This window comes from uncultured Maribacter sp., assembly GCF_963977385.1.
Lineage (GTDB): Bacteria > Bacteroidota > Bacteroidia > Flavobacteriales > Flavobacteriaceae > Maribacter.
Genome location: NZ_CAXBOU010000007.1, coordinates 171,851 through 191,951, shown reverse-complemented (window position 1 = coordinate 191,951; position 20,101 = coordinate 171,851). Strand labels below are relative to the sequence as shown.

Sequence of the window (20,101 nt, the reverse complement as noted above, 5' to 3'; positions counted from 1 at the left end):
GGTAGCCGCCTTTTTCGAAAGTCCCTTACAGAAATGTAAGGGACTTTTTTTATGCCCAAAATTTAAATTTAGGATATAGATGATACTAGTGTTTGTATCTTTATAAGTGATATAGTAATTAGAAAGTCTGATAATAAATGAGGTATTTACCGCGGTTTGGTGATGAGGAGTATCTTAATGTAGTTTCGCATGGAGTTGGAACTTTTTTAGCAATTATAGGAGCTTTTGTTTTAGTATATTTTAACTCTAGCCAATCATTTTATTCTTTATTAGGCATTATAATTTATAGTGTTACTTTGATTAGTATGCTTGCGGTGTCCACTATATATCATGGTGCTAGAAATGAAGTTTGGAAACAAAGGCTTAGAATTCTAGACCATATCAATATCTATTACCTAATTGCAGGTACATATACCCCTGTAGCTTTAATTACATTAGTAGACGGGAATGGTTGGTTAATTCTATATACAGTTTGGGGTATTGCTTTATTTGGTACGATATTAAAATTATTTTTCACTGGTAAATATGAAATCTTATCGTTGCTGTTATATTTGGTAATGGGATGGTTAATTATATTGGATTTTCAAAATCTGTTAAATAAGACAACTGAATTAGGTATTCAACTTCTGATGCTTGGTGGGGCATTCTATACCATCGGTATTATTTTTTATGCTATTCGAAAGATTCCTTATAATCATTTTATATGGCACTTATTTGTGTTAGCAGGCGCTATAAGTCATTGGTTTTTTATTTACGTGGATGTAATTTGATCTTAGTAGTAACTATTGTGTAAATCTTATCAGCCAATGTAATTCTAAGATTCAATAATCTCTTTATACTCGTCAAAGAATTTTTCAATTTGTAACATCGATTTATTTAAAAACTCCATTGTATCTCTCCAGCTGTTTTTGTTGTGGATAGATACATCTTTTAATTCAACATAAATCCTCGAAATATCTTTTTGGTTTTCTAGAACAAAGAAATCCTCATAAACCGCTTCTGGAAGATATTCGTCTTTTATAATTGATTTTAATGCAACAAGTTTATCCCAAATTTTTATTCGTTGTTCGAATTCGGTATCGACATCTATGGAAACTATTGCCATTTTTAAGTCGAAATGAAATTTAAAGGATAAACCTTTTATCTTCGTTTTATATAATATCCATTTGGTCGGGAATGATTTTCCGAAGGCAATCCAAAATTCTTCACGTAGTTTTCTTGAATCTTCTTTACTGTACATTTATAAAAAGTAGGCTATGATAATTCCAAAAATAATGACTAAAAGTTTTCTTAGATTAAACTTATGTCCTTCAGAGCTCTCAAATAAAATCACAGTAGAAATATGTAAGAACACTCCAATTACTAATGCGTTTAGATAATCGGCATAAATCGATAATATTTCTATAGTGTGTGCTAAATAGGTTCCTATAGGGGTCATAATGGAAAAAAGAATCATGAATAGACCTGCATATATTGGTTTTATGTTGGAACCTAGTAGAAAGATGCTCAGAATTATAGCTATAGGGATTTTATGAATTAATATACCATAAATAATAGTGTCGTTGGTGCCTATTGGTAAGCCTTCTAATAATGAATGGATACAAAGACTAATAAATAGTAGCCATGGAAAACTTGTACTTTCTTTGGAAATATGTACATGCCCATGTTCTGCGCCTCTTGAAAAGAACTCAAGAAATATTTGAAACAAAATACCCATTATTATGAAGATACCAATTGTTTTAGGGTCAGTATGGGTATATACTTCGGGTAATAATTCAAAAATAGTTAGTGCTAATAAGAATGCTCCGCTAAATGCTAATAGAAGTTTAAAATATTCATTTTTTTGAGGTTTGGTGATTACTACAAAAAGAAAACTTAGGAGCACTCCCAGAACAGGTAAAATATAAATCATGTTGATGCTGGTTAGGCTTTATTAAAAGGAAATAGGTCTTAAATTAATCTAGCGTCAAAATTAGCGTATTTTTGCGGTACGAGAAAAAATGGATATGAGTAATAATTTTAAAATGGTCGCTAAGACCCTATTTGGTTTTGAAGAACTACTTTCAAAAGAACTTAGAAATCTTGGTGCTAGCAATGTTGTAGAAGGTGTTCGTAACGTTTCTTTTGAAGGAGATTTAGGGTTTATGTATAAAGCTAATCTCTGCCTAAGAACAGCAATTAAAATAATAAAACCTATTCATTCTTTTTCAGTTAGAGATGAACATGATTTGTATAAAAAAATTTATGCAATGGATTGGACAGAATACCTTTCTGTTAGTGAAACATTTGCAATAGATACTACTGTGAATTCTGAGGAGTTTACTCATTCATTATATGTCTCACAAAAATCTAAAGATGCTATTGTAGATAAGTTTAGAGATACAGATGGCACTCGACCAGATGTGGATATTAAAGACCCAGATTTACGAATTAACATTCATATTCATAATAATGATTGTAATATCTCATTAGACAGTTCTGGAAATTCTTTGCATCGTAGAGGATATCGTACAGCAACGAATATTGCACCTATAAATGAAGTTCTTGCTTCAGGTTTGCTGTTAATGAGTGGATGGGATGGTCAAAGTGATTTTCTTGATCCTATGTGTGGTAGTGGTACTATGTTAACAGAAGCAGCTATGATTGCATGTAATATACCAGCCAATATAAATAGGAAAGGATTTGCCTTTGAGAAATGGTCTGATTTTGATGCCGAGTTATTTGAAAAAATTATTGATTCTAGCCTTAAGAAAACAAGAGAGTTTCATCATAAAATAATTGGATACGATAAAGCACCCTCAGCGGTTAGAAAAGCTTTAGACAATATTGAGAATGCCAACCTCACAGATTATATTACGGTTGAAAGAAAAGATTTTTTCAAAACCGAAAAGGAAACTGAAGGACCTTTGCATATGTGTTTTAATCCTCCTTATGGAGAGAGATTAGATATAGATATGGAAAATTTTTATAGTGCCATTGGTGACACCTTAAAACAGGGTTATCCGGGCACAAATGCTTGGTTTATTACCAGTAATCTACCGGCATTAAAGTTTGTAGGTCTTCGACCTTCTCGCAAAATTAAAGTATTTAATAGTCACTTGGAATCTCGGTTGGTTAAATATGAAATGTATGAGGGTAGTAAAAAAGCTAAGTACCAAAATAACGACGAAAAATGAAACCAAAGTTTAAAGTACTCGTCTATAACTTTTTAGGATTTGCTATTCTTTTTATTATTTTTCGTTTTGGTTTAAATCTAATTCTTCAGTTAGAATCTTTTTACATGTCTTTAATAGCTGCGATAGCAGCATCTTTCTTGGCTCCTAAATTTGCAGTTGTCAAAAAGGAAGGTGTAGATAAAATTGTAATGAAATGGATTTTTATGAAAGGATTTAAAGAACTATAATTCTTCTGTTTCTTTTTTCGATTGTTCAATTTTATTTTCTACTTTGTTTTTCTTTTTGTAAAGTGGTAAAAAATAAGAAATACTATAATTATAACCGACTCCAAAATTACTGTCGTAGGTTACTTTATTAAATCCTGGTATCCATAAATTAGGAAACCGTTCATCTTCTTTTTGAGAAATGATAAGTCCTAGTCTTATACTTGCGCCTACATAAACGTTCGAGAACAACTCAACTTTAGTGCCAAAAACGGCTTCTAACCAAGTAGCTGAAAGCCCCGAGAATTTTTCGGGTATATCAGAGCCACTAGCAAAACCTTCTTCACTCCAATAGCGATTTGTATCGAAGTACTGATAATTATTTAACGTATTTTCAAATTTACTGAAAGCCAATCGCCCGCCTAAATAAATTAAATTATGCTCACCGTACCAATTGGCATAGTTATTTTTGTTTACACCTACTTTTAAATAGCTACCAGATGTGGTGAAATTGTAAAGATCTTCTTGTCTTGTTTTTTCTTCGTTTCCTAGTTCTGCTGCGATATATAAATTTGGCTTTAACCTATAATCTGCAACGATTTCAAATCCCTTATAATTATCATCTAAAGAAGATGTGATGATACGGCTTAAATCTATTCCTAAACTAATACCATACGATTGTTTGTATACTATGGTGTCTTTTGCGTTTAGGTCAATTGGTTTGCTTTGGCTAAAAGCAAAGCACAAGAAAAATGAAAAATAAAGATTAATGAAAAATCTTGACATGTGTAGAATCTGAGTTGGTGACTTGTGATCGTATTATTTCTATATCTTTAATCCAATTATCCGTGTCTGTTGATAAACTAGCTTGTAAATTATCGTAGTTAACAACAAAACCGCATCCACGAGATAAAAAATCTTCAAGTCTTTGATAAGAGAAATTAATCGTATCTATATTCCCGGTTTCTGAACCATCCTCTGCAGAAGCAGAACCTGAAATAATTATAAAACTAGTAGCGTCTGCATCTGTTTTTAATGGAATTGAAATTGTACTCAACGCTGTTCTATCAGCAACAGTATTGACCGTTACAGTTTTACCAACGCCTACCACTCTTAGCGTAGGAACGGTTTTTAATGCCGATGTGTCTGAGATATTGTAAAATTCTATAACTAACAAAGGTGTATCACCTTCTACACAAATATCATCTTTCTCACAAGATGCTACAGATAGGATGCCTATGAATACTAAGATGCCAATTCGAAAACTTCTCATATTAAACTTTCTTTTCTAAAAGTACAACATTTTCAACGTGGTGGGTTTGCGGAAACATATCTACAGGCTGCACTTTCGTTATGATGTACATATCTTTCATCAATTCTAAATCTCTAGCTTGTGTTGCACTGTTACAACTAACATAAACTACTTTTTTAGGAGCAATGTTTAGTATTTGCTGTACTACATCTTTATGCATACCGTCACGAGGTGGGTCCGTTATAATTACATCTGGCACACCATTTTGGGCAATAAATTGCTCATTGAAGACATTTTTCATATCTCCGACAAAGAAATCTACGTTGTCGATATCATTACGTACCGCATTTGACTTTGCGTCTAATATTGCTTCAGGAACCGATTCAATACCTACTACTTTTTTAGCCTTTTTAGAAACAAATTGCGCAATAGTACCTGTACCTGTATAAAGGTCATAAACAAGTTCATCTCCTTTTAAATCAGCAAAATCCCTTGTTATTTTATACAATTCATAAGCTTGTTCTGAATTTGTCTGATAGAATGATTTAGCATTAATTTTAAATTTAAGCCCTTCCATCTCTTCAAAAATATGATCTCTACCAGCGAAACAAATTATTTCTTGATCATAAATAGTATCATTTGATTTCGGATTGATAACATATAACAAGGAGGTAATTTCAGGAAAAGTTTCAGAAAGATGATTTAAAAGTAACTCTCTTTTCTCTTTATCATTTTCAAAGAATTGTACCAAAACCATAATCTCACCTGTTGAAGTGGTGCGAATCATTAAGGTACGCAACATACCATATTGATTTCTTGGATTAAAAAAAGTTAAACCATTATCAACTGCGAACCTTTTTGTTTCTAACCTAATGGCATTTGATGGGTCTTCTTGAAGATGACATTTTTTAATATCCAATATTTTATCCCACATACCAGGTATGTGAAATCCTAAGGCATTTTTATCTGTAATTTGATTATCAGATTGTATCTCATCAAGGGTCAACCAACGACTATCTGAAAATGAAAACTCCATTTTATTACGATAGAAATATTGTTTTTTAGATCCAAGAATGGGCGTTAACTCTGGTAATTCTAAATGACCTATTCTTTTTAAATTATTCTCAACTTCTTTTTGTTTGTAGAATAACTGGTGCTCATAACCCATATCTTGCCATTTGCAACCACCGCAAACACCGAAATGTTGACATACCGGGTCGACTCTTTTATCTGAAAGGGAATGAAAAGTAGTGGCTATTCCTTCAAAATAAGCTTTACGTTTCTTTGTAGTCTGAACATCAACTATATCACCAGGTACTGTATTGGTTAAAAAGATTACTCTTCCATCAGGGGCTTTTCCAATAGTTTTACCTTTGGCCGCAGCATCTAACACCGTTACATTTTCAAAAACCTGTCGCTTTGTCTTTTTTCGCATAGCGCAAAAGTAAGCATCCCATTGCATTTATTATAACAATCCATCCAATCGGATTTATTAAAAATAGTTAAAAATGGTATTTATAATCTCCAAATTTATATAGAAGAAAGTGCTGATTGAAAAAAAGCAGGAAAACCTCATTATAAGGTTTTCTTGCTCATTAAATATTTTGATAATTGGGTGAAATTATTCCTTGTTATTGTTGAATTTATTTAAAATACGCTCCATTTGTTTTCCTGCAGCCTGTCTTCCTCCAAGTCCAAAAGAAAGGGCAATGGTAACTGCTAAGGTACCCAATGTTATACCAAAAGCCATGTTAATAATATCATCGCCAATACCCATTGTTTTAAGTCCCATTGCTAAGAAAATTGCCAAAATACACATTCTAATAATTGAAGCAACAAACAGATTGTTCTGGTCCTTAGCCATTGCCTTGTGAGCAATTGAAGCTATCCAATTACCAATAATCAAAATAATCAAACCAAATAGTATATTTCCTGATACACCTACTAAGGTGTCTAATACTTCAGTAAGTTTCGCAAACTCTAACTTTTCTAAAGCAGTTGTAATTCCGAAGAGTACAATAAAGAAAAATGCGATATTACCAATCAATTTAGGAAGGTTTGTGTTTGAAGAAATCCCTCCAAGATTCATTTTTTTAACAATACCATCTAATTTAAGGCTCTCTAACAAATCTATTAGTAAACCTGCAACAAACTTACCTCCAACCACAAAAATTATAATTATAATAACTGCTACTAGAATTTTTGGAATAGCATTAAAGAATTGTTCTAGCATATGGGTTGCCGGTACAGAAATGGCATCCATGTTCAGAATGTTGAGAGCTGTAATCAGTAGAGGAATGAAAATAAATATGAAAACAATTTTTTTAAGAATATTGACCAAATCAATATTCTCAGGCAGTTTTAGTTTTGGTACCAAGCTTTGAATGGTATCGCCTGAAAGACCTACGAGTTCTGAAACTATAGTTGCTAGCATATAACCTATATAGCCTACTAAGCCAGCACCTACAATATTAGGAATGTAATTGGTGAAACCGTTAAGCAAGTTTTTAACAGGATCTAAAACACTTGTCATACCTAACTTTTCTAAGGCAAGCATGAAAACAAAAATCATAATAAAAAAGTAGATAAGTTTTCCGATAAGGGAAGAAAACTCAACCTTGCCTGTGCCCATTTTATCGTCTATTTTGGTGCGTTTTATAAACTTGGTAATTAGTCTTTTGATAAAACCAGCAACAAACCATCCTATTATAAGGATAAGGATTGCGCCTATTGTGCTTGGTAAAAAATCTCCGACCGAGTTGGTAAGGCTGTTCATAATATTTTCTAAATAGTTCATATATATGTATTTAAATAAAGGTTGGTGTATTAATTAGGACACCATTTTTTAGAGGAAGTCACTTTTGTATTAGTTAAGTAGGTTTGTAGAGTTTATATATGGGATGCGAAAAATAATTGTTAAGTTTGTATTTCTACAAGGATGATTTCTCTCCCACGCTGAATTTTCGACTCTTCGAAAGGAAAAAGGTATAGAAGGAATTGCTAAAGTTTTATTTAAAGTAATTTTTATCATGTCAATTTTAGAAAACATCAGTTCTAAAGATGCTATTGCATTAGAAGAGAAACACGGAGCCCACAATTACCACCCTTTACCAGTAGTTTTAAGTAAAGGAGAAGGTGTTTTTGTTTGGGATGTGGAAGGGAAAAAGTATTATGATTTTCTTTCTGCATATTCAGCAGTAAATCAAGGTCATTGTCATCCTAAAATAGTGAATGCTATGACGGAACAAGCCAAAACATTATCATTGACCTCCAGGGCATTTTATAATGATATGTTAGGTAAATATGAAAAGTATGCTACTGAAACTTTTCATTTCGACAAACTCTTGCCAATGAATACAGGTGCAGAAGCTGTTGAAACAGCATTGAAGATTTGCAGGAAATGGGCCTATGAAAAGAAAGGAATTGCAGAGAATGAGGCTGAAATCGTTGTTTGTGAAAATAATTTTCACGGGCGTACCACAACCATCATTTCATTTTCTAATGACCCGGTAGCACGTAAAAATTTCGGACCTTATACAGACGGATTTATTAAAATCGAATATGACAATCTTGACGCTTTAGAAGAGGTGTTGAAATCTAATTCTAATGTTGCAGGATTTCTGGTTGAACCAATACAAGGTGAAGCAGGAGTTTATGTTCCTTCACCAGGGTATTTAAGTAGTGCTAAGGCATTATGTGAAAAGTATAATGTACTTTTTATAGCTGATGAAGTTCAAACTGGTATCGCTAGAACTGGTCGATTACTTGCAACTTGTGGTAATTGCTCATGTTCTGATAAACATTGTAGCGGAACACCTGAAACAAAGCCTGATATTTTAATTTTAGGAAAGGCCCTTTCTGGTGGTGCATACCCTGTTTCTGCAGTTTTAGCGAATGATACTATAATGAATGTTATTCGACCTGGTAATCACGGTAGTACATTTGGCGGAAACCCAATAGCCGCAGCTGTAGGTATGGCAGCTTTAGAGGTAGTTAAAGATGAGAAGCTTGCAGAGAATGCGTTTGTTTTAGGTGAACTTTTTAGAGACGAATTAAATAAGTTTATACCAACATCTGATTTAGTACATAGTGTTCGTGGTAAAGGTCTTTTAAATGCTATTCTTATTAATGATACAGAAGAAAGTACTACAGCGTGGGATATTTGTATGGCGTTAAAGGAAAATGGATTGCTAGCTAAACCGACGCACGGTAATATTATTCGCTTTGCACCGCCTTTGGTAATGACAGAAGAGGAACTTTTAGATTGTGTTTCTATAATTATAAAAACACTGAAAGATTTTAAGAAATAGAAATAAAAAAATCCCCGATATCAATCGGGGATTTTTTTTGATTAAAATTTAATTATTGAAAATCTGCAGCTGCAAAAAAGGCAATAATCAATCCAAAATAAATGATTGTAAATATTAATAGAATGACAGCTAATGCAAGCCCAATATAAGATAAAACCTTACCGGTATTTACATTTTCATACCCTCTATAATTACCAGGGTTTGCTTCATGGTACTTCTTAGCTTTATTAGCATTGCTTAAACCTATAAAACTGAATATAGCGCCGAATGGGCCGCAACAGAATAAGGTTAGAACAATAGATAATATGCCAAAAGTAAGGGCATTACTAGCACCTGGTATCGATTTGTATTCTACAGAATTGTCCATTCAAATTATTGTGAATATTGTTCAGTCATTATTTGTACTTGCTCCATATAAGCCTCCCAGCCACCTATGCTCATAATACCATAGATTGAATAAGCTAAATAAAGAACTCCTAAAACTAAAACCACGATAGCTAAAATTTTACTTGTTTTTAAAGTGCTGTAGTTTGAATAATCTTCTGGATTCAGCTTGTATTTTTGCTCATCCTTTGTTAATAAGAATAAAGAAATTCCGCCTAGTATAATTCCTGGTAATCCACCAATACAACAGCATACAAATCCTAAAATAGAAAGTACGAGCGCTAAAGTAACATTGGGTAATTTTTGTTGTTCCATAATTTAAAGGTTTAGTTAGATAAATTTTAAAATGTAATTGGTCAATATAAAACTTACGGTGATAATCATAAGTGTAATTGTAATCGTATTAGAATGTTTTATGGGGGATAACTTATTGAAACCTAAAAAGGCAAATAACAATAACATAGGATAAATAGCTGGATACATTTGAAAAGCAGCCCAAAAATCACCATTTAGTAAAAATAACGCTGAGCGTTGCAGACCACAGCCAGGGCAGTCTACTCCAATTATTTGTTTTGTAAAACAGGGCAACATGTAATTGTCCAATCCTAAAAAAATAACCAACGCTTTAAATCGCATTCTTAATTTGAATTATAAGTCGGAAAATTACCATTATTTTTGAGCATATAAAATAAAAACATGTCTCAATTTCAGATAGGCGATACCGTAGAAACTATTGACGACGTTATAAAAGGCGTTGTAGAATCAATTAAAGGAGAAAAAATTACTATACTTTGTAATGATGGTTTTTCTTTAGATTTCCTGGCCAATGAATTGGTGTGTATCTCAAATGAGATTCGCGTATCGAATTCAGAAATTGCTCAAATAAAAAAAGAAAAGGCGCTACCCAAGCCTAGAAAGTCTACAGTTCTTAAGGTAAAAGAACGAAATGCGCCTAAAATGGAGGTAGATCTTCATATTAATCAATTAATGAAAAACCCTAAGCAAGTTGGGAAATTTGAAATGTTGAATCTTCAATTAGATACCGCCAAACGACAATTAGATTTTGCCATTAGTAAACGTATACAAAAAGTTGTTTTTATACACGGGGTAGGTGAGGGGGTGCTAAAAGAAGAACTTGGTTATATGCTTAGAAAATATGATAACGTTAAATTTTATGATGCCGACTATCAAAAATATGGGCTTGGCGCAACAGAGGTCTATATCTATCAAAATTCTTAAAATTAACCTCCGGTAGTAACGGTTCCAAATTCGCTTACTTGTAAATCAGTAATTCTACTTCCGTTTTCATTTAAAAATGTAATACCGCTTAGGCGAATGGTATGAGTAAAAGTAACACTATCCTCAGTTGTTGTAGTTATAAATATACTACCTCCTTCAGCTTCAATTTCTTCCTTAACGGTTGGTGTTAGTGGGGGTGGAGAATCACAGAAATACGCGCTGGTGACATTATCAGAAAATATTCTATAACTAACTTGAGAACTACCTGGTACTGCGCTTTCTAAGTCAGTTGTAGTGACCGTATTTTGTAAAAGTCCACTTGGTAGTGTTACAATTAATGCTTCATCTCCATTTATTTTAAACAATACATTAGAAGTTGTAGTTGACACCGTATCGCAGTTCTGTACCGTATCGATACTATCGAAATCAACGGTTTCTATTTGTAAATCACCGTCATTACATCCAAAAATTAAAAGAGAACAACCAATTAAGAGGTATTTTTTCATAATTCAAATTTAATTTAAAATTTGGAAATCCGTCTGTCGCATCATCGTCATTTATGGGTTAATTAACTATTTTTGTCCTTTATTTATATAAGAGTACGCATATATGAAACATGTCTATTTAGATAACGCAGCCACTACACAAGTTCATCCTAATGTAATTGCCAAAATACAGGAAGCTTTGGGAACTTATGGTAACCCTTCCTCTACGCATAGTTTTGGTAGAACGGCAAAAACTGCTATTGAGAGTGCTCGAAAAACTATTGCTAAATATATAAATGCGCAACCTTCTGAGATAATATTTACTTCTGGTGGTACTGAGGCCGATAATATGATTATTAGATGTGCCGTGCGTGATTTAGATGTAAAAACAATTATTACTTCAAAAATTGAACACCACGCTGTTTTACATACCGTTGAAGAATTAGAACAAAAAGGTTTAATTCAATTGTTATTTGTGAATCTAGATACCTTTGGCAATCCTGATATGGCTCATTTAGAAGCTTTGTTACAAAAAGATGATTCAAAGAAGTTGGTGAGTTTAATGCATGTGAATAATGAAATTGGAAATAAAATAGATTTAGAAGCAATTACCCGTCTGTCAAAAAAATACGACGCATTAGTACATTCTGATACTGTTCAATCTTTAGGTCATTATAATTGGGATGTGAAGGCATTTCCTATTGATTTTTTAGCTGCTGCTGCACATAAATTTCACGGACCAAAAGGTATAGGTTTTGCTTTTATTCGTAAAAATTCTGGATTGAGTTGTATGATTTCTGGTGGTTCTCAAGAACGAGGTCTTAGAGCAGGTACAGAATCTTTTCACAATATTGTCGGTTTAGAAGAAGCCTTTATTCATGCTTATGAAAACTTAGATAAAGAAAAGAAGTATGTTGAAGAACTCAAAGCTTACTTTATAGAGAAAGTAAACATAGAAATTCCTGAAGCAAAGTTCAACGGTCATTCAGGAGATATGGATAAGAGTACCTACACGCTAGTTAATGTGTGCTTGCCTATTACTGAAGATAAAGCGATGATGCTTCTGTTCAATTTAGATATAAAAGGTATTGCTTGTTCTAAGGGGAGTGCTTGCCAATCTGGAAGCGATGCGGGATCTCATGTGTTAACCGAAATTTTATCAGAAGAAGATATGAAAAAACCTTCAGTCAGGTTTTCATTCTCTACATACAATACCAAAGAAGATATTGATTATACTATTGGAGTTCTAAAAGATATAATACAAGCTTAACTAGTCTTTATTTCGATCACGTTTACGTTCTCTTTCATAAGGGAATTTACGTATTGCTAATTTCATCATACGGTCAATAAGGTCAGTTGTGTTTTTGCCGCTTTTTTTATTGATTTGCTTTTCGTATTTCCAAAGTAATTTGCCAGAATTACCATCACTTATCTTTATTCCTATACGGCCATAATCTGCACCGCCTGAAATATAATCGGTAAAACTAAATTCTGTAGGAACCCCATTTGATAAAAGAATATTTAAATCTAAGGTGCCGCTAATAATACCATCAACGCCTAATATTTCACTCAATTCTTTCGTAGTGTAGACATCAATGTTCTCATAGCTAATATTATTCTGTGCGAGTATTGCTGTTGTATTCTCAACGTTTTGAAATTGTACGGGTAGTTTTTTCTTTTTACTACGTTTAGAAAAATAAGTTTCTAATGCGTTTTGTACAGCATAACCTTCATTCTGTTCCAATCTTTTTTGCTCAGATTTAGATACTATCTCATTAAGGTCTAAATTGGTGAGAAAAGGAATAATAGCCAAAACGTTATGGTCTGAGCTTAAGTTGTCAAAATTAGGACTTTCATAAATATTCTTTTGAGCCATTAAAGCAAAGGAAGAAAGTATTATTAGAAGAAAAAGTATTCTTTTCATTTGATTTTTTTAAAGGCGTATTCCTAATCTTAAATTTAATACTCTAGAGGTTAAATAATTCGGAACAGCATATTCATTTTTACTGTCTGCGTCTCTCACCCAAGTATTTGTGATTGAATTTTGATTATTGAATAAATTGAAAATTTCAAAACCAAAACTCAAATCTTTAAAAGTATGAAGCCAGTGTGTCTTTGGATATTGTTTATCCTTACTTGCAAAAATATAGGAAATTCCTAAATCTGCACGTTTATAATCTCTTAATCTATTCTGAAAAATATAAGGATCTGCATAACTTGGAGAACCACCAGGTACCCCAGTTTGATATACGAGATTCAAATACATTTTTAAATCAGGTATTGTGGGAATATAATCTTGAAAAAGAATCCCCAATTTTAACCGCTGATCAGTAGGCCTAGGTATATACCCTAGGTTACTTCTGTTTTCTTCAGTTTTTAAGTATCCAATACTTATCCATGATTCCGTGCCTGGTACAAAAGCTCCGTTCATTCTTACTTCGGCTCCATATACATAGGCCCCCGTATCATTATTCGCAGAATATCGAATTCGCACATCTTCTAAAGTATACGGATTTACATTTTCTAATTTTTTATAATAAGCTTCGCTTATTAATGTGAAAGGTCGTTCCCATAGTAGAAAGCTATATTCATTACCAGCTACTAAATGAAAGGCCTTCTGTGCTTTTACATTAGGCTGTATTGTTCCTGAGCTATCTCTCAGTTCTCTATAAAAAGGAGGTTGGTGATAAAGTCCGGCCGATAAACGAAATAACATATCCTTATCCCAATTTGGTTTAATAGCAAATTGAGCTCTTGGACTCATTACTGTTTGTGAAATTTTTGCCATATCGGTACCACTAACTGTCCAATGATGTGAGCGAATACCTAAATTATAATAGATATCTGCATCGTTCCATGTTTTTTGAGTGCCTATTTGTACATAACCAGAAAAACGATTGGTCTTCACAAAATTCAATGCATTTATACCATTATAGGCTACCAAAGGAGCGTTAAAAGGATTTGATGGCTGGTTGTTAATGAATTCGGCTCTTGGTGGTCGAATGGAAAACCCGGCGGAATCAATAAATTCAGACTCTCTTAATTGATCACGAATATCTTCATGTGTATATTTCGCGCCCCATTCCAGAACGGAACTATTCATTGTATGAGAGCCTTTATGTTCAACGTTGAAGATAAGTGCATCTAAATCATTTCGCGTACGATTAAATTGAGAGCCTATGCCTCGTGAAGTTAGAACTTCACCAGCCGTATTACTACCAAAATTACTGTCAATTTCACCAAGTTCGTACGAAGCAATTACATCTGAATACTCTTCTTCGGTAGTATGATAAATTGATGATATCAGCTTCAGGGTAGTGTTTTCATTTAAAAAATAACTTCCCTTTAATGCACCCAATGCTGTAGTATACTTGTTGTTTTCTTGCCCTTGATAATAGACTACCAATGCTTGAGGGTTGTCTAATGTCCCAAAATTGGTCTGTCTGTTTAAAGGTTCATTGGTGTAATCATTTACAGCAATATTACCTAAAAAATTTAACTGAAATTTAGGTGAGAAATGATAGGTTAAATAGCTTTGGACATCCGTAAAAGATGGAGTGAAATTACTCTGTGTTTGTTGACTATTTACTAGTAACGAATTGTTTCGATACCGAATACCAGATACGCTACTAAGTTTTTTGTTTTTTGATACGGTCTCTAGACTGGCGCTTGCCCCCACAAAACTTAGGTCTGCACGAAGTGAAAATAGAGTAGGAGTCTTGTATTTAATATCTAAAACAGAAGCCAATTTATCTCCGTATTTTGCTTGAAAACCTCCTGCCGAAAATTTTACATCTTTAACTAAATCACTATTAACAAAACTTAGACCTTCTTGCTGTGCTGAGCGTATTAAAAATGGCCTATAAACTTCTATCTCATTTACATAAACAAGGTTTTCATCATAATTACCACCTCTAACAGCATACTGTGTACTTAGTTCATTGTTCGATGAAACACCTGGTAGTAATTTCAAAATAGTTTCTACTCCAGAATTCGCGCCGGGTATTTTTCTAATAGTTTCAGGGGTAACGTTTAAAATATGTTCTAATGTTCTTTCACCATTAGCAGAAACAGTGACTCCATCGATTTGAATTACATCTGTTTTTAGAACAGGGTTGAATTCAAAGGTTTCATTGGTGGTTAGAAGTAAGTTTTTCAAGATTACATCTTTGTGAGCAATATGAGAGAATGTAATGGTATTTTCTTTATCTGCAGTAATTACTAGTGCATAGAATCCATCAGCGGAGGTAATAGTGCCAAGGCCATCAGTAGAAATGTTGACATCAGCCAAAGGTTGATTGTTTTCATCTAAAACAATACCCGTAATAGTAGCACTTTGAGCAAAACCTATAGCAGTGCACAGTACTATGAAAAGGACAAGAATGCTATAGTGTTTCAATTATACTATTTTCTATAAAAAGATGTCGTAAGGGTATTCACATTACCTACATTATCAGTAACGGTAACTTTAAGAACACATTGCGTCTGATCGGCTATCTTGTCATCGAAATTGTAAGTTAAAGTTCTTCGTTTAGGTTCGTATTCCATTAGAATCCATTCCCCATTTAAAGTTGCAGAATAGGTGTCAACACCGCTTAAATCATCTGCTATTTGTATACTTAAATATTTGTAATTGTTTAACCATTGCTTTTCTTTAAAGTTTTTGGTTCGAATGGTTGGGGCAATCGAATCTCTTGCTATTGTGTACGTTCCTAAATTTCTGGTACGTGTGGTAAATACATCACCACGCCTATAAGTATTAGTGTAATTAGGTTGTAGTTTATAGTCTAATCTACCAATAAACAACTGTTTTTGAATTTCCTTCGGGTATTTTGAAGCGTCAAAGGTGATTGTGAAATTTCTGTGAGCAGGTACTGTATTATTATGAATGGTAACAGTATCCTTTCCTTTTTTTAAATCGATGTAAAAATCTTCATAAAAAGTATTGGTAGGGAAATATACTTTTGCACCACCCAAATCAAAATTATTTGGTTTGTTGGCAATTACGTAATTTTCTGTTGATTCATTTTCTCTACTACGAACTTCATTGTTTTTAACTCCTTCAATTGGAATGTTGAGTTCTATTTTGTTGCCAGCAAAATCCTTTATTAATAATTTAGCAGTATAACTTAACCCCTCATTAATGTCAATTTTCCCATTATTATATAATTCTTTATAGATACCTAAATTGTTACCGGCCGATTTAAAGCTTTTTTGTATTCGTTGTCTATTTCTACCTAGATAATCATAATCAACAAGCGTATTTATATATCTAGTTTCTCCGAAAGAGAAAGATTCAAAATCATAAAGGGAATATATTTTTCCATTAACACTAAGTTCTACCGAATAAACACCATTTTTATTCGCCGCCATGTCTAAACGGTCAAAACCTATAAAACCTATTCCTAAATTACCAAGAGCTGTAACCTTATCAGATAAATATGTTCCGTCACTTTGTTTGCTGAAATTTACCTGTGTTCTTTCGTAATTACCGTTTACATGAGATTTGTCTGTCAATGGATAAACAAAAAGCTTTTCTAATATTGGGTTGGTGGCATCGGCCACATCAATGCCATATAATAAAGGATTAGTCGGTTTCTCTGATATACTACTTCTAATTTCAAAATGTAAATGAGGTCCTGCAGATCCACCAGTATTTCCACTATAGGCGATAAGCTCACCTTTTTCGACCTTTATTTCTCCATAGTCAGGGAAAACTTCGACCTCAAATGATTTTTTATCATATTGTAATTTCTTAATGTATGCCTCTATGGAAGGAGAGAATTTTTGAAGATGGCCGTATACTGATGTGTAGCCGTTTGGGTGTGCTATATACAATACCTTACCATAACCCCATAACGAAACTTTAATTCGGGTAATGGTACCATCACCGATAGACATTACCGGTATACCTTCACGTTGTTGTGTTTTAATATCGATACCAGAGTGAAAGTGATTTGAGCGAAGTTCACCAAAGGTTCCTGCTAAGATTATAGGAATATCCAAAGGAGGTCTAAAGGCATCTTTTGGATACTTCTCTTGAGCAAAGATTGTAAAACAAGTTAATAACAGAAATCCAAGGGATATTTTTCTCATAAGTAGATAGCAATACTGCGAAAATAATTAATCAATAACAATTCTATTGAGTTGCATACGCTAAAATTATAATAAACAGCTGTAACATATTCGTTTATCAATTTAAGTAGTCCTGATTTAGGAATATTTCACAAAACTATTGCTAAGTCATCGAATCTATGTTAACTTTGTGTAAATCGCATTGACTTTAATGTATGAGCGAGTTGATTAAAATCGTTGATTCTTTAGAAAATAAAATTAGTAAATTGTTGCATAAACTTGAGGTTTTAAACAATGCTAATTTGGAGTTGGAAAAGGAATTGCAGCATATTAAATCCTCTCAAGAAAACGCAAGTAAAACCGTTTCTGAGTGGGAGGAAAAATATAATTCACTCAAACTTGCAAGTTCAATGCTTGGCAGTAATACAAATAAAACAGAAGCTAAGCTTAAAATAAATACATTAATACGAGAGTTGGACCATTGTATAGCTCAATTGTCGGAATAATGTTAATATAATATGTCAGATAAGCTCAAAATAAAACTTTCGATTGCAGATAGGGTCTACCCTTTGACTATTGATCCTGCGCAAGAAGAAGGTTTGCGAAAGGCCGCTAAGAATATTGAACAGTTGGCAAAGAAGTTTGAGCAGAATTACGCAGTTAGAGACAAACAAGACGTATTGGCTATGTGTGCCTTACAGTTTGCTTCAAAAATTGAACAGAGTGGCATTGAGCAGACAGAAGGTACCAAGGAAGCTGAAGAGCGTTTACAAGCGCTTGATGACTTGGTGAGTTCTAAATTAGCTTTGAAATAAAAACGTTCTTTAAAATACATTAAGTTACTGCCCACATTGGTAATACCTTTTGACAAACTCAACATTTATTTTTTTTAAAAAGGGTGAGTTTAGATTGTAAAAGCAAGCCCTACTCGTATAGGGATCCTTGATCAGTCTGTTAGCCCTAAACCTGTTTACCGGAGTTTGATCAAAACTTCTCCAATGTGGGCTTTTTTTTTATTAATAATTAGACTATGGATAGTACAATGATAATTATTGCCGCAATAGTTGGGCTGGCAATCGGTTTTGCAATAGCAAAATTTTTGGAAAAAGGGAAAGCCTCTAAAACCATAATAAATGCAAAGAAGGATGCCGAACGCATATTGAAGGAGGCGAATACGGAAGGGGAGAGCATTAAAAAGGAAAAAATATTACAAGCAAAGGAAAAGTTTTTAGAATTAAAAGCTGAGCATGAGAAAGTAATAAACGGTAAGGATAGAAAAATTAATGAAGCTGAAAAGCGCACTAGAGATAAAGAATCTCAAGTGAGTAGTGAGCTTGCTAGAAACAAGCAAATGAACTCGCAATTAGATGGTAAATTAAAAGAAGTAGAGCAGAAAAGAGAACTGTTCGAAAAACGCCATGAAGATTTGGATAAGATGCACAAGAGTCAAATTCAACAACTAGAAGTAATTTCTGGGTTATCTGCAGAGGATGCAAAGAATCAGTTGGTTGAGAGTTTGAAAGAAACAGCAAAATCTGATGCCATGGCCTATATTCAGACTACGGTAGAAGAATCAAAATTGACAGCACATCAAGAGGCACGTAAGATTATTATTAATACCATTCAACGAATTGGTACTGAAGAAGCGGTAGAAAATTGTGTTTCTGTTTTCAATATTGAATCTGATGATGTTAAAGGCAGAATCATTGGTAGGGAAGGTAGAAATATTCGTGCTTTAGAAGCTGCTACGGGTGTTGAAATTATTGTAGATGATACTCCAGAAGCTATTATTCTTTCTTGTTTTGATTCAGTTAGAAGAGAGGTAGCTAGATTATCACTTCATAAATTGGTTACCGATGGTAGAATTCACCCAGCGAGAATTGAGGAAATAGTAAAAAAGACCGAGAAGCAGATTGAAGCGGAAATAGTAGAGATAGGTAAGCGTACCGTTATTGATTTAGGTATTCATGGGTTACACCCAGAATTGATACGTGCAGTTGGTAGAATGAAGTATAGATCATCATACGGACAAAATCTTTTGCAACACTCAAGAGAGGTAGCGAAACTTTGTGGGGTTATGGCTGCTGAATTAGGACTTAATCCTAAGATAGCTAAACGTGCAGGTCTTTTACATGATATTGGAAAAGTTCCAAATACTGAAAATGAAGTAGAAACTCCACATGCAATCTTAGGAATGCAATGGGCTGAGAAATTTGGTGAAAAAGAGGAAGTTTGTAATGCTATAGGTGCACACCACGATGAAATAGAAATGAAAACACTAATTGCACCTATTGTTCAGGTTTGTGATGCTATTAGTGGTGCTAGACCTGGAGCAAGAAGACAAGTGTTAGATTCTTATATTCAGCGTTTAAAAGATCTTGAAGAGGTTGCTTTCGGCTTCAGCGGAGTTCAAAAGGCTTATGCTATACAAGCAGGTAGAGAACTTAGGGTTATCGTAGAGAGTGAAAAAGTTACTGATGAAAAAGCATCACAATTATCTTTTGAAATATCTCAGAAAATACAAACTGATATGACCTATCCGGGTCAAGTGAAAGTTACGGTAATACGTGAAACAAGAGCTGTCAATGTAGCGAAGTAATTTTAATTCTACTAATATAAAAAAGCCTCTAACTAATTAGAGGCTTTTTTTTTGTTTTATAAAGTCCGAATCCAATTTCTTAATTTGTCTTCTTCTAATTGTGTAAGTTGATTTTTTCTTCCCTTTGGCATTTTCTTTTTAATAAAAACTTGTGACTCTATTTCAGGTGCCAAACTATTCATATTGCCTAAAGTAAATTTTATCCTATTTTTCTTTTTTGTGTGACAAGAATTGCATTTTGTTTTTAGAATATTAAATGCCACTTCCTTTTCGGTATATGTTTGATTTACAGAAATAGTAGTCTTAACACTTGAAAATGGAAATAATGAACTTATAATACCTAAAGTGATAAGCAAAATGAGTTTCATGTTCAAAATT

23 protein-coding genes and 1 other RNA gene are annotated in these 20,101 nt (G+C 33.4%); 10 read left to right on the top strand and 14 right to left on the bottom strand.

What is annotated here, in order from left to right; genetic code table 11:
- The first annotated feature begins 137 nt into the window (after positions 1 to 137).
- On the top strand, positions 138 to 770 hold the full coding sequence (locus AAC084_RS09845) for a hemolysin III family protein (RefSeq protein ID WP_339840004.1): 633 nt from the start codon (positions 138 to 140) through the stop codon (positions 768 to 770).
- A gap of 44 nt (positions 771 to 814) precedes the next feature.
- On the opposite strand, the gene AAC084_RS09840 is transcribed toward AAC084_RS09845, so the two are convergent.
- Entirely contained in the window at positions 815 to 1,240 is a 426-nt protein-coding gene (locus tag AAC084_RS09840) for a DUF4268 domain-containing protein (RefSeq protein ID WP_339840003.1), read from the bottom strand.
- Positions 1,241 to 1,912 carry a ZIP family metal transporter gene (locus AAC084_RS09835; protein WP_339840002.1) on the bottom strand — a complete coding sequence of 224 codons (672 nt, stop codon included), beginning with the start codon at positions 1,910 to 1,912 and terminating at the stop codon, positions 1,241 to 1,243.
- Positions 1,913 to 2,006: 94 nt separating this feature from the next.
- Between AAC084_RS09835 and AAC084_RS09830 the strand changes: the two genes are divergently transcribed.
- Positions 2,007 to 3,176 (top strand): THUMP domain-containing protein, encoded by a 1,170-nt coding sequence (locus AAC084_RS09830; RefSeq protein ID WP_339840001.1) that lies wholly within the window; start codon positions 2,007 to 2,009, stop codon positions 3,174 to 3,176.
- The gene (locus tag AAC084_RS09825; RefSeq protein ID WP_339840000.1) at positions 3,173 to 3,403 is read left to right on the top strand and encodes a hypothetical protein; all 231 of its coding nucleotides are present in this window, start codon (positions 3,173 to 3,175) and stop codon (positions 3,401 to 3,403) included. The genes AAC084_RS09830 and AAC084_RS09825 overlap by 4 nt, the downstream gene beginning before the upstream one ends.
- Here the strand turns inward: AAC084_RS09825 and AAC084_RS09820 are convergent.
- The 4 genes from AAC084_RS09820 to AAC084_RS09805 form a co-directional block, all read right to left on the bottom strand.
- Positions 3,398 to 4,165, bottom strand: coding sequence for a DUF6048 family protein (locus AAC084_RS09820; protein ID WP_339839999.1), 768 nt, complete (start codon positions 4,163 to 4,165; stop codon positions 3,398 to 3,400). The genes AAC084_RS09825 and AAC084_RS09820 overlap by 6 nt on opposite strands.
- On the bottom strand, positions 4,146 to 4,652 hold the full coding sequence (locus tag AAC084_RS09815; RefSeq protein ID WP_339839998.1) for a DUF6452 family protein: 507 nt from the start codon (positions 4,650 to 4,652) through the stop codon (positions 4,146 to 4,148). The genes AAC084_RS09820 and AAC084_RS09815 overlap by 20 nt, the downstream gene beginning before the upstream one ends.
- Position 4,653: 1 nt before the next feature.
- On the bottom strand, positions 4,654 to 6,066 hold the full coding sequence (gene rlmD, locus AAC084_RS09810; RefSeq protein ID WP_339839997.1) for a 23S rRNA (uracil(1939)-C(5))-methyltransferase RlmD: 1,413 nt from the start codon (positions 6,064 to 6,066) through the stop codon (positions 4,654 to 4,656).
- A 186-nt stretch (positions 6,067 to 6,252) separates the two neighbouring features.
- The gene (locus tag AAC084_RS09805) at positions 6,253 to 7,428 is read right to left on the bottom strand and encodes a mechanosensitive ion channel (protein WP_339839996.1); all 1,176 of its coding nucleotides are present in this window, start codon (positions 7,426 to 7,428) and stop codon (positions 6,253 to 6,255) included.
- Positions 7,429 to 7,660: 232 nt separating this feature from the next.
- Between AAC084_RS09805 and rocD the strand changes: the two genes are divergently transcribed.
- Positions 7,661 to 8,941, top strand: coding sequence for an ornithine--oxo-acid transaminase (rocD, locus tag AAC084_RS09800; protein WP_339839995.1), 1,281 nt, complete (start codon positions 7,661 to 7,663; stop codon positions 8,939 to 8,941).
- 52 nt (positions 8,942 to 8,993) lie between these two features.
- Here the strand turns inward: rocD and AAC084_RS09795 are convergent, their stop codons facing one another.
- The 3 genes from AAC084_RS09795 to AAC084_RS09785 are packed head-to-tail and all read right to left on the bottom strand — an operon-like array spanning position 8,994 to position 9,961.
- Positions 8,994 to 9,308 carry a CCC motif membrane protein gene (locus AAC084_RS09795; protein WP_339839994.1) on the bottom strand — a complete coding sequence of 105 codons (315 nt, stop codon included), beginning with the start codon at positions 9,306 to 9,308 and terminating at the stop codon, positions 8,994 to 8,996.
- Positions 9,309 to 9,313: 5 nt separating this feature from the next.
- A complete protein-coding gene (locus tag AAC084_RS09790) occupies positions 9,314 to 9,640 on the bottom strand; it encodes a CCC motif membrane protein (protein WP_339839993.1) in 327 nt (108 codons plus the stop codon).
- Positions 9,641 to 9,655: 15 nt separating this feature from the next.
- Complete coding sequence (locus AAC084_RS09785; RefSeq protein ID WP_339839992.1) at positions 9,656 to 9,961, bottom strand: DUF2752 domain-containing protein; 306 nt, start codon at positions 9,959 to 9,961, stop codon at positions 9,656 to 9,658.
- Positions 9,962 to 10,021: 60 nt separating this feature from the next.
- Here AAC084_RS09785 and AAC084_RS09780 point away from each other — a divergent pair, with 60 nt between their 5' ends.
- Positions 10,022 to 10,564 (top strand): Smr/MutS family protein, encoded by a 543-nt coding sequence (locus AAC084_RS09780; protein ID WP_339839991.1) that lies wholly within the window; start codon positions 10,022 to 10,024, stop codon positions 10,562 to 10,564.
- Between the two features lie 2 nt (positions 10,565 to 10,566).
- On the opposite strand, the gene AAC084_RS09775 is transcribed toward AAC084_RS09780, so the two are convergent.
- Positions 10,567 to 11,070: a hypothetical protein gene (locus tag AAC084_RS09775; RefSeq protein WP_339839990.1), complete on the bottom strand. Its 504-nt coding sequence runs from the start codon at positions 11,068 to 11,070 to the stop codon at positions 10,567 to 10,569.
- 103 nt (positions 11,071 to 11,173) lie between these two features.
- Between AAC084_RS09775 and AAC084_RS09770 the strand changes: the two genes are divergently transcribed.
- Positions 11,174 to 12,319, top strand: coding sequence for a cysteine desulfurase family protein (locus AAC084_RS09770; protein ID WP_339839989.1), 1,146 nt, complete (start codon positions 11,174 to 11,176; stop codon positions 12,317 to 12,319).
- Here AAC084_RS09770 and AAC084_RS09765 read toward each other — a convergent pair whose 3' ends face one another.
- Genes AAC084_RS09765 through AAC084_RS09755 form a run of 3 tightly spaced genes read right to left on the bottom strand, consistent with a single transcriptional unit; the run spans position 12,320 to position 17,145 of the window.
- Entirely contained in the window at positions 12,320 to 12,973 is a 654-nt protein-coding gene (locus tag AAC084_RS09765) for a hypothetical protein (protein WP_339839988.1), read from the bottom strand.
- A gap of 9 nt (positions 12,974 to 12,982) precedes the next feature.
- Positions 12,983 to 15,448, bottom strand: coding sequence for a TonB-dependent receptor (locus tag AAC084_RS09760; RefSeq protein WP_339839987.1), 2,466 nt, complete (start codon positions 15,446 to 15,448; stop codon positions 12,983 to 12,985).
- Positions 15,449 to 15,453: 5 nt separating this feature from the next.
- Complete coding sequence (locus AAC084_RS09755; RefSeq protein ID WP_339839986.1) at positions 15,454 to 17,145, bottom strand: M23 family metallopeptidase; 1,692 nt, start codon at positions 17,143 to 17,145, stop codon at positions 15,454 to 15,456.
- A gap of 194 nt (positions 17,146 to 17,339) precedes the next feature.
- On the opposite strand from AAC084_RS09755, the gene AAC084_RS09750 reads away from it, so the two are divergent.
- The 4 genes from AAC084_RS09750 to rny all read left to right on the top strand — a co-directional run bounded on the left by AAC084_RS09750 (position 17,340) and on the right by rny (position 19,723).
- A complete protein-coding gene (locus tag AAC084_RS09750) occupies positions 17,340 to 17,630 on the top strand; it encodes a hypothetical protein (protein WP_339839985.1) in 291 nt (96 codons plus the stop codon).
- Positions 17,631 to 17,642: 12 nt separating this feature from the next.
- Positions 17,643 to 17,939: a cell division protein ZapA gene (locus AAC084_RS09745; protein WP_339839984.1), complete on the top strand. Its 297-nt coding sequence runs from the start codon at positions 17,643 to 17,645 to the stop codon at positions 17,937 to 17,939.
- A 56-nt stretch (positions 17,940 to 17,995) separates the two neighbouring features.
- Positions 17,996 to 18,106, top strand: a non-coding RNA gene (gene ssrS, locus AAC084_RS09740) — 6S RNA.
- A 48-nt stretch (positions 18,107 to 18,154) separates the two neighbouring features.
- On the top strand, positions 18,155 to 19,723 hold the full coding sequence (rny, locus tag AAC084_RS09735) for a ribonuclease Y (RefSeq protein WP_339839983.1): 1,569 nt from the start codon (positions 18,155 to 18,157) through the stop codon (positions 19,721 to 19,723).
- Between the two features lie 56 nt (positions 19,724 to 19,779).
- On the opposite strand, the gene AAC084_RS09730 is transcribed toward rny, so the two are convergent.
- The gene (locus AAC084_RS09730; RefSeq protein ID WP_339839982.1) at positions 19,780 to 20,091 is read right to left on the bottom strand and encodes a hypothetical protein; all 312 of its coding nucleotides are present in this window, start codon (positions 20,089 to 20,091) and stop codon (positions 19,780 to 19,782) included.
- Between the last annotated feature and the right edge of the window lie 10 nt (positions 20,092 to 20,101).

What these genes read in the sequence shown, in the direction of transcription:
- AAC084_RS09845 (WP_339840004.1), top strand. Translation starts at nt 138, where the DNA reads ATGAGGTATTTACCGCGGTTTGGTGATGAGGAGTATCTTAATGTAGTT.
- AAC084_RS09840 (WP_339840003.1), bottom strand. Translation starts at nt 1,240, where the DNA reads ATGTACAGTAAAGAAGATTCAAGAAAACTACGTGAAGAATTTTGGATT.
- AAC084_RS09835 (WP_339840002.1), bottom strand. Translation starts at nt 1,912, where the DNA reads ATGATTTATATTTTACCTGTTCTGGGAGTGCTCCTAAGTTTTCTTTTT.
- AAC084_RS09830 (WP_339840001.1), top strand. Translation starts at nt 2,007, where the DNA reads ATGAGTAATAATTTTAAAATGGTCGCTAAGACCCTATTTGGTTTTGAA.
- AAC084_RS09825 (WP_339840000.1), top strand. Translation starts at nt 3,173, where the DNA reads ATGAAACCAAAGTTTAAAGTACTCGTCTATAACTTTTTAGGATTTGCT.
- AAC084_RS09820 (WP_339839999.1), bottom strand. Translation starts at nt 4,165, where the DNA reads ATGTCAAGATTTTTCATTAATCTTTATTTTTCATTTTTCTTGTGCTTT.
- AAC084_RS09815 (WP_339839998.1), bottom strand. Translation starts at nt 4,652, where the DNA reads ATGAGAAGTTTTCGAATTGGCATCTTAGTATTCATAGGCATCCTATCT.
- rlmD (WP_339839997.1), bottom strand. Translation starts at nt 6,066, where the DNA reads ATGCGAAAAAAGACAAAGCGACAGGTTTTTGAAAATGTAACGGTGTTA.
- AAC084_RS09805 (WP_339839996.1), bottom strand. Translation starts at nt 7,428, where the DNA reads ATGAACTATTTAGAAAATATTATGAACAGCCTTACCAACTCGGTCGGA.
- rocD (WP_339839995.1), top strand. Translation starts at nt 7,661, where the DNA reads ATGTCAATTTTAGAAAACATCAGTTCTAAAGATGCTATTGCATTAGAA.
- AAC084_RS09795 (WP_339839994.1), bottom strand. Translation starts at nt 9,308, where the DNA reads ATGGACAATTCTGTAGAATACAAATCGATACCAGGTGCTAGTAATGCC.
- AAC084_RS09790 (WP_339839993.1), bottom strand. Translation starts at nt 9,640, where the DNA reads ATGGAACAACAAAAATTACCCAATGTTACTTTAGCGCTCGTACTTTCT.
- AAC084_RS09785 (WP_339839992.1), bottom strand. Translation starts at nt 9,961, where the DNA reads ATGCGATTTAAAGCGTTGGTTATTTTTTTAGGATTGGACAATTACATG.
- AAC084_RS09780 (WP_339839991.1), top strand. Translation starts at nt 10,022, where the DNA reads ATGTCTCAATTTCAGATAGGCGATACCGTAGAAACTATTGACGACGTT.
- AAC084_RS09775 (WP_339839990.1), bottom strand. Translation starts at nt 11,070, where the DNA reads ATGAAAAAATACCTCTTAATTGGTTGTTCTCTTTTAATTTTTGGATGT.
- AAC084_RS09770 (WP_339839989.1), top strand. Translation starts at nt 11,174, where the DNA reads ATGAAACATGTCTATTTAGATAACGCAGCCACTACACAAGTTCATCCT.
- AAC084_RS09765 (WP_339839988.1), bottom strand. Translation starts at nt 12,973, where the DNA reads ATGAAAAGAATACTTTTTCTTCTAATAATACTTTCTTCCTTTGCTTTA.
- AAC084_RS09755 (WP_339839986.1), bottom strand. Translation starts at nt 17,145, where the DNA reads ATGAGAAAAATATCCCTTGGATTTCTGTTATTAACTTGTTTTACAATC.
- AAC084_RS09750 (WP_339839985.1), top strand. Translation starts at nt 17,340, where the DNA reads ATGAGCGAGTTGATTAAAATCGTTGATTCTTTAGAAAATAAAATTAGT.
- AAC084_RS09745 (WP_339839984.1), top strand. Translation starts at nt 17,643, where the DNA reads ATGTCAGATAAGCTCAAAATAAAACTTTCGATTGCAGATAGGGTCTAC.
- rny (WP_339839983.1), top strand. Translation starts at nt 18,155, where the DNA reads ATGGATAGTACAATGATAATTATTGCCGCAATAGTTGGGCTGGCAATC.
- AAC084_RS09730 (WP_339839982.1), bottom strand. Translation starts at nt 20,091, where the DNA reads ATGAAACTCATTTTGCTTATCACTTTAGGTATTATAAGTTCATTATTT.